Annotated in this window: 11 protein-coding genes; 6 read left to right on the forward strand and 5 right to left on the reverse strand. The window is 41.1% G+C overall.

The genetic code is table 11. From position 1 onward, the window contains the following. The first annotated feature begins 106 nt into the window (after nucleotides 1-106). Together A9Z07_RS03615 and A9Z07_RS03620 are read left to right on the forward strand one after the other, a co-directional pair. Nucleotides 107-826 (forward strand): hypothetical protein, encoded by a 720-nt coding sequence (locus A9Z07_RS03615; RefSeq protein WP_069576838.1) that lies wholly within the window; start codon nucleotides 107-109, stop codon nucleotides 824-826. Nucleotides 827-914: 88 nt separating this feature from the next. Beyond that, a complete protein-coding gene (locus A9Z07_RS03620; RefSeq protein ID WP_069576840.1) occupies nucleotides 915-1,613 on the forward strand; it encodes a hypothetical protein in 699 nt (232 codons plus the stop codon). A gap of 38 nt (nucleotides 1,614-1,651) precedes the next feature. Here A9Z07_RS03620 and A9Z07_RS03625 read toward each other — a convergent pair whose 3' ends face one another. Beyond that, a complete protein-coding gene (locus A9Z07_RS03625; protein ID WP_069576842.1) occupies nucleotides 1,652-3,457 on the reverse strand; it encodes an ABC transporter ATP-binding protein in 1,806 nt (601 codons plus the stop codon). 54 nt (nucleotides 3,458-3,511) lie between these two features. Next, entirely contained in the window at nucleotides 3,512-4,261 is a 750-nt protein-coding gene (locus tag A9Z07_RS03630; RefSeq protein ID WP_069576844.1) for a hypothetical protein, read from the reverse strand. 176 nt (nucleotides 4,262-4,437) lie between these two features. On the opposite strand from A9Z07_RS03630, the gene A9Z07_RS03635 reads away from it, so the two are divergent. The 4 genes from A9Z07_RS03635 (at nucleotide 4,438) to A9Z07_RS03650 (ending at nucleotide 9,510) form a co-directional block, all read left to right on the forward strand. Next, nucleotides 4,438-5,133 carry a DsbA family protein gene (locus A9Z07_RS03635; protein ID WP_005255509.1) on the forward strand — a complete coding sequence of 232 codons (696 nt, stop codon included), beginning with the start codon at nucleotides 4,438-4,440 and terminating at the stop codon, nucleotides 5,131-5,133. A 600-nt stretch (nucleotides 5,134-5,733) separates the two neighbouring features. Then, the gene (locus A9Z07_RS03640) at nucleotides 5,734-7,167 is read left to right on the forward strand and encodes a hypothetical protein (RefSeq protein ID WP_069576845.1); all 1,434 of its coding nucleotides are present in this window, start codon (nucleotides 5,734-5,736) and stop codon (nucleotides 7,165-7,167) included. Between the two features lie 209 nt (nucleotides 7,168-7,376). Beyond that, nucleotides 7,377-8,504 (forward strand): hypothetical protein, encoded by a 1,128-nt coding sequence (locus A9Z07_RS03645; protein WP_047431510.1) that lies wholly within the window; start codon nucleotides 7,377-7,379, stop codon nucleotides 8,502-8,504. A gap of 133 nt (nucleotides 8,505-8,637) precedes the next feature. Then, nucleotides 8,638-9,510 (forward strand): selenocysteine synthase, encoded by an 873-nt coding sequence (locus tag A9Z07_RS03650; RefSeq protein ID WP_069576847.1) that lies wholly within the window; start codon nucleotides 8,638-8,640, stop codon nucleotides 9,508-9,510. Nucleotides 9,511-9,601: 91 nt separating this feature from the next. Here A9Z07_RS03650 and htpG read toward each other — a convergent pair whose 3' ends face one another. The 3 genes from htpG to A9Z07_RS03665 form a co-directional block, all read right to left on the reverse strand. After that, complete coding sequence (gene htpG / locus A9Z07_RS03655) at nucleotides 9,602-11,521, reverse strand: molecular chaperone HtpG (protein ID WP_069576849.1); 1,920 nt, start codon at nucleotides 11,519-11,521, stop codon at nucleotides 9,602-9,604. A 116-nt stretch (nucleotides 11,522-11,637) separates the two neighbouring features. Continuing rightward, nucleotides 11,638-11,988 (reverse strand): lysozyme inhibitor LprI family protein, encoded by a 351-nt coding sequence (locus A9Z07_RS03660; RefSeq protein ID WP_004774034.1) that lies wholly within the window; start codon nucleotides 11,986-11,988, stop codon nucleotides 11,638-11,640. A 136-nt stretch (nucleotides 11,989-12,124) separates the two neighbouring features. Further along, nucleotides 12,125-12,727: an OmpW/AlkL family protein gene (locus tag A9Z07_RS03665; protein ID WP_069576851.1), complete on the reverse strand. Its 603-nt coding sequence runs from the start codon at nucleotides 12,725-12,727 to the stop codon at nucleotides 12,125-12,127. Nucleotides 12,728-12,825 lie beyond the last annotated feature (98 nt).

Consider the following 12,825-nt stretch of genomic DNA (forward strand, 5'->3'; position numbering starts at 1 on the left):
ATCGTGCCATATGATTTTCATCGGATTAATTAAATAAAGGAAGTTCTCGCATTCATAAGAATTTTTATTTATCCTTTTTATAATTATTGGAAAAGTAAAAACAAAAATGCGTTTCAACGGTTTAAATCAGAATATTTTAATCTTTAGCTTATGTTCATCATTATTCCTTACCGCTTGCGCAACCAATCGGGTTGGTGATTCCACAAGAGATATATTTACCAAATATGACTCAGGGCACGAGTGGATTACCGTACTTGAAGATGATGTAGTTGCTTTCGGCAAGCCCGCTACCGCCTTACCCGATGAACCTGCTGACAGCATCGTTATTGCAGGCAAACAGTATAGTTATGTGATTAATAAGGGAGGTAGCGAACTGGTTCAGCTCATTAGCCAACTGAATCCAGAATATATCAAAATTGATCGTGATCTCGATTTTAATGCACCCGCACAGGATAGTCCTCGTTTTTACGGCAATTTTAGATTTTCTTATACGCCACCCAATGGAAAGTTAAATGACAAAGAAGTCACTCTTTTTAAGCAATATGGCGTTCAACCCTGTAGCTGTCTGGAAAAAATAAGACCTGCCACGTTTGACCTTCGACTTGAAGGCAAGGTATATCCTGCTGCAAATAATCTGGATAAGTTAACGCCTTTATCCAAACCATATCATGTCAAAATTCAATATCTCCACTATAAAAGTGGAACGGTCAAACGTTCCAATAAAGAAATCATGCAACAGCTCCCCCTACTTCCGTTGGCCGTTGCATTTGATGTAATTGCACTTCCTTTTCAGGCCATAGGTCTGACCAATGAGGTATGGAAATAAATAACGCTATACCTCAGTACCGCCATTGATCAGATACTGCTGTTAAACAAAAGTATCTCACTACTACAAAATATCAAGGATGATCCCAATGCTTACAGATTTTGCAAAAACAATAACCGCTTTGAGTATATCTGCCACATTCCTTACTGGCTGTGCCACTTCAACCTTAATCAAAAAAGACAATCGGAGTTATACACGCACGACGAAAGTCACTTTGGTTGAAGACAGCGTGGTTGCTTTTGGACGACCAGCACAAGCTTCTGCAAATTTGCCGAAAGACAGTATCGTGATTGCAGGACAAAAGAACAGTTATATCCTGACTCAAGGAGGCAGCCAGTTTGTTACTTTAATTGGCAAACTTGATCCAAAGAATATTCAAATCACCCGAGATCTTAATTTCTATTCTGAAAAAAATGATGGTCATTTTTCAGGAACTTTGCCACTTTCTTATGTCAAACTCAAAGAAGATTTGAGTAAAAAAGACCTCGAATTTTTTATTGAAAATGGCGCTAGAGAATGCTCATCGTCAAGCGATGAACGTATGCAGGCACAGCGATTCTGCTTCGATATTAAGCTGGCGGGTGTAGTTTACCCTGCTGCCAATAACCTCACTTCGCTAAAAGCCTTGAGTAAGCCTTATCAAGTGACTATTTATACGCAGAAAGAAGAAAGTTATACCTCCAAATCAGGTATGAATCCTTTAGAAAAGCTGGTATTGCTACCCTTTGCTGTTGCCATCGATGTCGTCAGCCTACCATTTCAGGCTGCCGAAAAGATTTTCAATTAATGCATAATCTAAGGGTGTTTGAAGTAGGTAAGCTTTTACTAACTATGGGTTTCCTCTTCATCATCCCCCTCAAAAGTCTTGGAAATTTTTTCAATATTTAGGCTCTTGGCCATCGCATCAAAGATGTTTTTATACACGCCTTGTTGCTGATACAGCTGATGATGTTCACCATGTTCTACAATCATGCCATCCTGCATAACATAGGTATAATCCGCATCAATAATCTGTGACAGACTATGAGAAATAATAATAACCGTCCGCCCCTGTTTAATCTCATCCAGACTGTGTTTGATCTGTTCAGTTGCGATTGCATCCAGACTTGCGGTTGGCTCATCCAGAAAAATAATCGGGGGATTTTTCAGGAACATGCGGGCAATCGCAATCCGCTGTTGTTGTCCACCTGAGAGTAATAAGGCATCTGACTGGTAGGCCTGCGGTAATTTCAAAATCTGCTCATGGATCGAAGCTTTCTTCGCGGCAGCAATAATTTCATCCTGTGTCGCATTCATCTTGCCATAACGAATATTTTCCTCAATCGTCCCCTGAAAAATATGATTTTTTTGCAATACCAGACCAATATGATCCCGTAAATATTGGGTATCGATGTCATTTAACGGAGTGCCGTTGAGCAGAATCTCTCCCGACTGCGGCACATAAAATTTATCCAGCAGACTGATTAAGGTTGATTTTCCCGCCCCCGACAAGCCAACCAAAGCGGTAATCTTATTGGGCTGGATCGTCAGGTTAATCTCTTTCAAGGCATGAAACCCATTCGGATAGGAAAAATTCACCTGTTTCAGCTCAAATTTTCCCGTCAATGGCGATGGTTTTAATTGCCCCGGAGTCTCCACCTCATCATCCGCTTCCAGTATCTTAAAAAAGCTTTCTGCATAGATCATCGCGTCATTCACTTCGTCATAGATCCGATGCAAGGAACGAATCGGTGCTGAGACATTATTGAACAGCAGGATATGGAACATGATCATGCCGATACTCATATCACCGACTAACACAAAATAGGCCGTGAGGATGATAATAAAGACCACACCGATCTGTTCAATAAAGGTTTTCAATCCTTCAAACAAGAAGCTGAGCTGCCGTGTACGCATCTGGTGATCGGTTAATTGCTTTTGTAGCGTCAGCTGTTTTTCTGCTTCGATCTGTTCACGGTTAAAGGATTTAATGACAGTGATCGAGTTAATGATACTCAAAATACCCTGACTTTTACGTTCACGCCCATCACGTAAATTACGGCGTGTGCCACTTAGTTTCTGCGCCTGTTTAAAGGTAACCCAGAAATAGATCGGGACAATACACAACGCCACTAGACCAATCCAGACATTGGCATAAAACATTAAGCACAAGGCGATCAAGGCACTACTAAACAGCGGAAAAATCTCGATAAAGAAAATCTGTACCAGTCGCGTGATCGAGCCAATACCACGATCAATACGGGTCTGTAATTTTCCAGCTTGATTATCATCCTGCGTAAAGAAAGCTAGCCGATATTGTAAAAATTTCACGATAATCGACTGCGCCACATCTTGTGAGATCAAGATGCGGAGCCTCTCACCAAAGAACTTCTGTCCAAACTGAATAAAGATATTGATGATTTCTTTACTCAACAAAATCACACTGATCGTGACCAGAATATGCCAGCCTGCACTCAAGCCCTGTCCTGATTCAACCACCGCATTGATCTGGTCGACCGCATATTGCAAGGTCAACGCATTGACCTGTGCAGTTAAAGCACCAATCAGCGTCAGCAGCAAGGTCACGGCAACCAGCCACTTATAGGGGAGGACAAAAGGTTTTACTTTATGAAATAGCTGCCATAAATTCATATATTCGACATCTGCCTTTTATGCGTGCAATGTGTATTGAGTCAGCGATATGGATTACAGTTCCTCTTCCAGTACCTCTGCATTATTTTTCTTGATCTTCTCCATTTTGCTATTCAATTTCAGCACATCCTGATACAGCGTATTAAACTTTTTCACCTGCGCTGTTTCGCGGAAAAGAATCATTTTGTCCTTTCTTTGCCATTGGTGCTTTTTCAGCATGTCAAACATGGCTTGTGCTTTTTCAATAATCTGCTGTTCGATCGGGAAAATATCATGCGCTTTATCAGCTTTCAGGTTACTTTCCAGTTTTGCCTGTAAGGACTGTCGCATTTCATTATGAATGGCCAGACTTTTGGCCTGTTCCATAGAACTGGACTGAATCTGTTGTCGTGCTTGTTCATATTCAGTGGATGCTTTACGCACATCCGCCAGCATCTGTTCAGTTTCTTTATAATCCTGTTTTCGATCCTGATCTAGTCGCTCTACATCTAGAAAAGTATCCCAGTTCGCAGCTTTAAGTTCACGTAAATAACGATTGCGCGCTTCAACATTCTGCATCCAGTAGTTGAGTAGGAATTCTGACATCAACTTATAATCGCCAGATAAGCGATCATCATGAATATCCAGTTGTACCGGTGTAGTCCAGTCTTGTGCCTGATCATAAAGTGTACGCATTTTCTCAGCCATCACCACTTCAAACATTTGTTTATTGTTGGCAGCACGTTGCTGTAATTGATGTTGATAGAGAAAAAAAGAACCGGTGCCAAGGACCACCACAAGGAAAAATAATAAAAAACGGCGCATATTGCCTCCAAATTCATTATATTTTTTTATGTTCTGAATCTCAGTTTAATCGATAAAAGACAAACCTTTATATGATTTTTATTTCACTTCTCGTAACGCAGCATTACATATTCATCGCTTTAAATTCATCGGCTCCGCCCCTATTATCTGTTTAACGAGAATTGAAGAGATACGCCATGCGTGTAGATATTTGGTCAGATGTGGTCTGCCCTTTTTGTTATATCGGTAAAAAACGTCTTGAACATGTCGCAGAAGAAGCAGGCATCGAGCTTGAGATTCACTGGCATAGCTTCGAGCTGGACCCAGATGCACCAGCTAAGCATGACACATCGAATACCGAACGCTTAGCCAAAAAATATGGCCGTAGTTATGCGGAAATGGAAGACATGGAGCGCAATGTTGCAGCGATGGCAGCAGCTGAAGGCATCGACTTCCAATGGCAAAAAGCCAACTCGGGCAACAGTTTCAACGCGCATCGAATTATTCATCTAGCCCAAAGTAAAGGCTTGGGCAATGAAGCAGAAGAGGCATTCTTCCATGCTTATATGACCGAAGGTTTGGCAATTGGCGAACGTGAAGTGGTGGAAGAAATTGCATCACGTATCGGTCTGGATAATGCCGAAGTCGAATATGTACTGGATTCTGATGAGCTAGCAGATTTCGTTCGCCACGATGAGAAAATTGCGCGTGAACAGTTGAATGTTACTGGCGTACCATTCTTTGTGTTTGATCAGAAACTGGCGCTGTCTGGCGCACAGCCACGTGAGATTTTCTTGCAAGCCTTGCAACAGGCGCAATCTACCTCCTCTGAACAGATTGAGCAGGACGATGCAGCTCAATGTAATGATGAGCAATGTGAAATCAAGCCTTAACCATAAGACTCAGCTGCTTTAATCAAAAGACTAAGGCAGCTTTTTGATAACTCAAATAACAAAAATCAGTATTTATTATCTTTCCCTTTCATTATTTATAACCAACTTCATTTATAACCAACTTCATTCGTCCCATTCATGTGAATGACTTTTCTGCTTTTTATTTAATGTGCTTTTCACCACTGCTTCTGTGAGGCTGGTCACAACTCGTCCACAAATTTATAGATGTCTTTTTGCTTTATGATCTAGATATCCGATTCATAGTTTTAAAATGTTTTTATTTTCAAAGACAAACCATGATCCATATCTCGATTTAAAATCTCTGAATGTGATTTTCTACTCATTTTTAAGCTATAGATTTTGTCTGGTTTTCTTCTATAATCGTCATAAAGTGACAATCTTTTGTTATGAAAATTCGAGAGTTACACGCTCAGATTGAGAGGCCTATTTAGCCACAATTGATCGATACATCACAGTTTGTCGCAGGGGAAAAATACTTTACCAACAATAATTGATACAGAACGATTTAAAGCAGCGGTCAAATTTGCACTGATTCATTATTTAAAAACAGGCTCAAGCCTATCTCTAAGGAAACAATAGATGGACGTATTAGAGAAAGCACTTTTGGTGGATGAGCTCAAACATCTCATCGATGGGCTCAAAAATGAGAAAACATCACTTTTTGAAATAGCAAAATCAAAACAACGGATTAAAGATATTTGCGCATCTTGCGACGATCCTGCCTTTCAGGATCAATTGACGCCATTCAAGGCATTTATTCTCAACGAAGAGTTTTCGGCTGAAGATCTAGCCAGTTACGGTTATAGCATGACCTATCGGGGTACTTATAACTTTATGGGACGGGTTGAAAATGCCTTATTCGCTTCGGCTGATATGGGCTGGGCGGCTTTACGTCAGGCACAACTCTGGCAAATCTGGGTGATTCGTCCTGCTTTATCTTTTCTAAAAAGCCCGTGGCTGAACTCATCGACCGATGCCTTGCAATGGCTACAAAATCATGCCAGCGAATATGTCAAAACCGATTATGAACTCCAGCATTTAATTCCTGTTCTGGAACCTCTGAATGAGCATCCATCTGCGCAGGATAAGAAAGCATCTACCGATGCGCTTGCCCGACTTAAAAAAGAAACCGCCAACTTTCAAACTCAACTTGACGCAATCATTCAAGATAAAATCCGAACCGTTCCAGAAAGTATTGCGCCACCAGTACTTACAGAAAACCGAATCAAACCCGGTTTTAGACAAAGTGCCAAGCCTTCACCAAATCTAAATAAAGCACAGCCATTGGCACTCAATGATTTTAACCTGGACGGCCTGATCTGCCGACTGGAACGTATTGATGCACGTACCTTCCCCTCTTTATATCGGGTCGATCTGCATAACGATATTGACCAGAACATCAAAATTGACTGGCTCTATTTAAAAGCTGAAAATGAAGCACAACCAATCTGGGAATCTGCACAGATTTTTGTTGCTGAACAGCTCTATGCGCAAGGCCAATTTTCCCATTATGTGGTACTGGTCGGAACACATAGCGTGGAATATGCCATCACCATTCTACAATCCTATACCGATCAGCGTCATACCCGCACCAGCTCGATTCATCAAACCAGTTGGGCCAATTTCAAACAGCATTATCACCAGCACGAAAGCCTGTTTAATGAATGCATTATGAATGGAACCTTAGTGTGGCAACGTGATCAACGCGTTTATCCGTATATCCCGGCGTCATTTATCAATACGCAAAAATTTATTCCATTTGAAGAAACCTCTGCGACCTTTTTTACACCTGTCATTTTATTGCGGGAACGTCAGAAAATTCGTGTGATTCATGGTTTGGAACGAGTGAATCTTTCCAGTGAAGATCAGGCCTATCCATACCTCTTATTAGACCGCAGCGATGGTTATACCTGGCAATTGATTCGTCATGTCATTAGCCGATTGCCACAACCGATTTCGGTGCACGATTTATATCAGGCACTGGAAAACAGCATGTCGGTAGAATCGTCTTAAACCCATTTAAAAGTCTGATCAATTTTAGCCCCCTCATTTTTCTACGTACACAATAAACGTGACGTTGCAATGAGGGCTTTTTATTGCGCTAAATCCTTATGATCTTTAGCATTTTTGTACTGTTAAATTGCTGCTTTTTGTGACTGCCGCTTGATTTTAAGCATTAAATCATCAAAAGTTAAACCAAGAACAATATATAAGTCTTTATTATGAATAATTTACAGCAAATGGTGCCATCGCGTATCGTTTTTGTTTTGCTTGCCTTGACGATGGGTACGTTAAGTGCAGCCCAAGCAGAAACTACACCGCAACAGCAAGATCAACAGCCAAATACGACGTCACAAAATACGTCGGAAAATGCGTTGGACTATATTCCTCGTTTGGTCGATGCCACGCCCTCTATTTTTCCCGAGCAGTCAGATAAGGTCACCGTCCCACCAACGGCGGAGACAGAGGATAAAACCTGGTTTGACAAAAAACAGCGACGAATTCGAGAGTGGGCAGATAATACGTCAGTCAAAATTGATGACTGGTTTGGAGAAGTCGATCCTGACGACCCTGCTTCAGCAACGATCCGTGTCATGCTGGATAACTACTGGAACGAATATGATAATTATGAAGTCAAGCCTCGTATTCGCGGTAAGATTAAATTACCGACTTTAGAGAAAAAAGTCAGCGTGGTTTTTGGTGATGACACCTTAGACGATGAATTCAAGAATAATGTCGGCAACACCAATAACCAGCCGAATCAAGATCCCGATAAAAAGTTTGATTCTAAACAGACTCGTGATAGTAACGGCTCTCTTGCCTTACGTTGGTCAAACTTCTCTAAGAAACTACCTTTTGAGACAGATGCCGATCTTGGTGTGCGCTCAGGCACAGATATCTATGCGCGCTTAAGAGCTGAAAAACACTGGGATTTACGCAATGATTTCCGCTTTAATGCCGAACAGATCTATCGCTATGGCAGTAAAAGTGAAAACTATTTACGAACCAATCTAGAGTTGATTCACGCGCGCCCAAACCAGCCTTTCTTATCCAATCAGTTTAGCTTAACTTATGCAGATAAGCAGGATGATGATCTATGGTGGGATAACCGTATTTTCCGTCAACACCAGTTCTTTGCGCACAACACATTTAATTATGGGATCTACACAGGCGGTTACTACAATAACAGTGACCTCCGTTTAAATAACTGGGGCCCATTCGTATCATGGCGCCAACCGCTTTGGCGCGAATGGTTCTATGTGCAAGGTGATCTCAACTATTTCAATGATCATCGTGAAGACCGAAGTCATTACGTGAGTACCTTTGTTCGTCTGGAAACTTTATTCTAATCTGCAACCCAGTCTTAACCTGCCCAAATGATTTGTCGTTTGGGCATTTTTATTTAAAAAATAATATTTCTTTCAATAAATCCTTAAGCTTTGTTTGTTACCGTCATTTTCTTTTATTGTTCTTGTTTATGGCATGCGTCATCAATACGCTCTGGTTGTGTATTTTTTGATTGTAGGTAACCTGTGTCTAGGTAATCTGCTGATGCCTTTATTTCCAATGCTTTCACCTGTCAACAGATCGTACCCACCCATCACGCTGCATAAAGCCTTTATTCGAGCCCAATACTCACAGAGAGCCAATTTCAGTTGCGCTGAAGAAAATAAGATTACTCTCAATGACCAACAACTTGCACAAGATTTAATGGCGGTTTTTGGCAACGACACCCTATGGCAACGTGCTCAACAGCCTCAGCCAGTCAAGAAATTAGGTAAGAATAACAAACATCACAGCCAGCAAAAGATTGCTACCCCAAATCCGCTCAGTGCAAGCTGGTCAACCATTTCAAGCCTATTACCTTTTAGTAATGATCTTGATCTGGGCGCAAATTCTGATACCGATATCTATATCCAGTTTCTCGCCAAAAAGAACTGGGCTTTACCCTTAGGTTTACAGCTCAATACGGCGCAAATTTTCCGTTATGGTTCAAGCAGTAAAAACTATGCCGAAACCAATCTTGATCTGACACAAAAACTGCAGCATCAAAAGCAGCTTTCAACCCAGTTCAGTGTCTCTAAAACACAAGATGAAGACTATAGCTGGAGCAATCGTACTTTCCAGCAACTACTCTTCTTATCCAAAGACAATTTGAGTTATGGCATTTTGACTACAGGGGAATATGAAAATAAAGAACTGCGAGTCAATGAATGGGGACCCTACTTTTCCTGGCGTCGCCCCATTTGGCGCAACTGGATTTTCATGCAAAATGATCTGAATTATTTAAATGTCCCTGCCACCAGACAAGACGATCATTTTAGTTATCAAATGAGCTTTGAAGCACAGTTCTGATGAAAAGATCACCACAGTTGTGGATAACTTTAAAGTTATCCATACCAATAAAAAAACCTCTGCCGAAGCAGAGGTTTCTTAATCAAATTGCTTATTTCAATAATAAACTATTGATGCGTTTGACATAGGCTGCTGGATCTTCTGGTAAGCCACCTTCTGCAATCACTGCCTGATCAAAAATCACATTGGCGAGATCATCAAATTGCGCCGAGCTTTCCAATTTTTTCACCAATGGATGCTCAGGGTTAATTTCCAATGTTGGTTTAATCTCTGGAACTGCTTGCCCCGCCTGTTTCAACATACGAACCAATTGTGGAGACAACTCACCTTCACTAGTAACCAGACATGCAGGTGAATCAACCAGACGTGTCGTAACACGAACTTCTTTGGTTTTGTCTTTTAATGACGTACTTAAACGGTCTACCACAGGTTTGAACTGCTCTGCTGCCTGCTCTAACGCTTTTTTCTCTTCAGCATCTTGCAGGTCGCCCAAGTCAACAGCACCTTTCGATACATTTTGAAGCGGCGTACCATCGAATTCAAATACGAAGTTCATCGCCCACTCATCGACACGGTCTGCCATAAGCAGGACTTCGATGCCTTTCTTCTTGAACACTTCAAGCTGTGGCGAATTCTTAGCTGCAGTCAGGTTTTCTGCTGTGACGTAGTAAATTGCCTTCTGGCCTTCTTTCATACGTGCTTTATAGTCAGCAAAAGACGTTGAAATTTCATCATTGTTTGAAGTCGCATAACGTAATAGCTTTAAGATACGTTCGCGATTACCAGTATCCTCACCCAAACCTTCTTTCAATACTGAACCAAACTCAGTATAGAAAGTCTTGAATTTCTCTTGGTCTTTTTCATCTTCAGATTTTGCCAAACCGTCCAGTAAAGTCAGCACACGACGCGCATTACCTTCACGAATAGTTTTTACATCACGGCTTTCTTGTAGCAGTTCACGGCTTACATTGAGCGGTAAATCAGCACTATCGACCACACCTTGTACGAAACGTAAGTAGTTCGGAATCAGGTTATCCGCTTCATCCAGAATGAATACACGTTTTACATATAGCTTGATGCCTGCTTTCGCTTCACGGGTAAACAAATCCTGTTTGGCCTGACTTGGGATATACAATAATTGCGTATATTCAGTGCTACCCTCAACACGGTTATGGGCCCATGCCAACGGTTCAGCAAAATCATGGCTCAGGTTTTTATAAAACTCGATGTATTGTTCATCGGTGATTTCGCTCTTGTTACGCGTCCATAGCGCGCTTGCAGAGTTAATCGCTTCCCATTCATCGGTCTTCACCATCTGGCCGCCTTTCGGCTCTTCACCTTCAGCAACCTCTTCTTCTTGCCAGATTTCTTTTTGCATTTCGATTGGCAAGCTGATGTGGTCTGAATATTTATTGATGATTTGTTTAACTTTCCACGACTCTAGATACTCAAGCGCATCATCACGTAAGTGCAAGATAATGTCCGTACCACGGGTTGCTTTCTCAATCGTTTGAACTTCAAACTCACCTGTACCGCCACTAATCCAGCGTACACCCTCTGCTGCATCTAAACCTGCACGGCGTGATTCCACCGTAATCTTGTCCGCAACAATAAAGCCTGAATAGAAACCAACACCAAACTGACCAATTAACTGCGCATCTGCTTTTTGATCACCGGTCAGTTTAGACATAAAGTCTTTGGTGCCCGACTTGGCAATGGTTCCCAGATTATCAATCGCTTCTTGCTGGCTTAAGCCAATACCGTTATCCGAAATGGTGAGCGTTTTATTGTCTTTATCTAAAGTGACACGAACATGCAAGTCTGGGTCATTTTCATAATATTCAGGATGATTAATGCCTTCGAAACGTAACTTATCGCACGCATCAGACGCATTTGAAATCAATTCACGTAAGAAAATTTCAGGGTTGGAATACAGAGAATGCGTCACTAAATGCAATAACTGAGCAACTTCAGCTTGGAAACTATAATTTTGTGCGACTTGTTCACTCATAAATCACTCCTTATCTGTGAGGCTTATCTATTTGGAATGATTTATGAATGGTGTATATCTTAAATTTTTCAATCCTTGATCTGCATTTTTCAGGCAAAAAGTGCACAAAATGGCAATTAGAATGGGCCTCGGCTCAATACTCGCTCCTGTAATAGCTGATCAAGCTGCTGTTGACGTTGCGCATAAGCACGTTTGATACACGGTGTATTTGCACCACATGAGTTACGTTGTTTTAACCACTGAAATTGTCTGTCTTTTTCAGCATCACGGCCGCCCATTGGCAAAGCATGTAAAATAATTTGATAGGTCGTTGCCATTCTCACATCCGCATCATTGAGACTGCGCTCATTACAAATCTGCTGTTCGACTTTCAACTTTGCTGCCTTACACGAATAACTGGCCGCATGCGCCTGAGATAAGAATAATAAGGGGATGAACAATAAGATCGAAGTCATTACTTTTTTCATGATGAAGGTCTCACTTTTATTAAGATTATTTTTTCAGCATACAAAACTCTCTGTGTAAGGCCTGTATCTGTTTTATATGGGAATTGCAAAAATAAAAAAGCCTCACAAAGTGAGGCTTTTCAGACGCAAGTTCAGCTTAGAACTTATAGCTATAACCCAATGTATATACCATCGGATTGATGTCTAGATCAGTCAACTTCTGACCATTTAATTTTACTTCAGGACTGATTTGTGCATAACGCGCATCAAGGAATACACCCCAGTTTTTTGCATCAGCAGGCTGGAAATTGAAACCTAACTGGCCCGCGAAACCAAAGTCTTCTTTCACTTTTAATTTTGCGCCCTCTAAAGCACCTGTTGTTTCTTCATCCCAAGTCACAAAAGCTGTGCCACCTACACCAATATAAGGTGTGAAACGGGTTGAGTTTTTAAAGTTATATTTAAAAGTGACAGTAGGTGGCAATTGTTTAAGCTTCGCTACTTTTTCACCATTTAATGACACGTCATGTGAAATTGGTGTCGCCAGTAATAATTCGGCAGAAAAAGGCGTATCACCGAAGAAATATTCAACCGATGGTGTAAATGCAAATTCATGATCTGCCTTTAATGTGCCAACACCCGCAACAACGGTATCGTCTGTTGGTGAAATTACACTTCCACCAAATTTAACCTGAAAGCCCCCTGCAAATGCAGTTGAAGATAACCCCAATAAAGCAACAACTAAAACTTTCTTTAACATTTAAACAACCTCTTTAACAATTTATGTTCTTGTTCAACATAATAAACACGCATATTTACATTATGCAATAGAGATTAATTCCAACTATTTTAATTCAC

This window comes from Acinetobacter sp. YK3, assembly GCF_001729365.1.
Lineage (GTDB): Bacteria > Pseudomonadota > Gammaproteobacteria > Pseudomonadales > Moraxellaceae > Acinetobacter > Acinetobacter vivianii.

Bases quoted from the DNA above. Each gene is read 5' to 3' on its own strand.
- A9Z07_RS03645 (WP_047431510.1), top strand. From the start codon at position 7,377: ATGAATAATTTACAGCAAATGGTGCCATCGCGTATCGTTTTTGTTTTG.
- A9Z07_RS03650 (WP_069576847.1), top strand. From the start codon at position 8,638: ATGCGTCATCAATACGCTCTGGTTGTGTATTTTTTGATTGTAGGTAAC.
- A9Z07_RS03660 (WP_004774034.1), bottom strand. From the start codon at position 11,988: ATGAAAAAAGTAATGACTTCGATCTTATTGTTCATCCCCTTATTATTC.
- A9Z07_RS03615 (WP_069576838.1), top strand. From the start codon at position 107: ATGCGTTTCAACGGTTTAAATCAGAATATTTTAATCTTTAGCTTATGT.
- htpG (WP_069576849.1), bottom strand. From the start codon at position 11,521: ATGAGTGAACAAGTCGCACAAAATTATAGTTTCCAAGCTGAAGTTGCT.
- A9Z07_RS03640 (WP_069576845.1), top strand. From the start codon at position 5,734: ATGGACGTATTAGAGAAAGCACTTTTGGTGGATGAGCTCAAACATCTC.
- A9Z07_RS03665 (WP_069576851.1), bottom strand. From the start codon at position 12,727: ATGTTAAAGAAAGTTTTAGTTGTTGCTTTATTGGGGTTATCTTCAACT.
- A9Z07_RS03635 (WP_005255509.1), top strand. From the start codon at position 4,438: ATGCGTGTAGATATTTGGTCAGATGTGGTCTGCCCTTTTTGTTATATC.
- A9Z07_RS03620 (WP_069576840.1), top strand. From the start codon at position 915: ATGCTTACAGATTTTGCAAAAACAATAACCGCTTTGAGTATATCTGCC.
- A9Z07_RS03625 (WP_069576842.1), bottom strand. From the start codon at position 3,457: ATGAATTTATGGCAGCTATTTCATAAAGTAAAACCTTTTGTCCTCCCC.
- A9Z07_RS03630 (WP_069576844.1), bottom strand. From the start codon at position 4,261: ATGCGCCGTTTTTTATTATTTTTCCTTGTGGTGGTCCTTGGCACCGGT.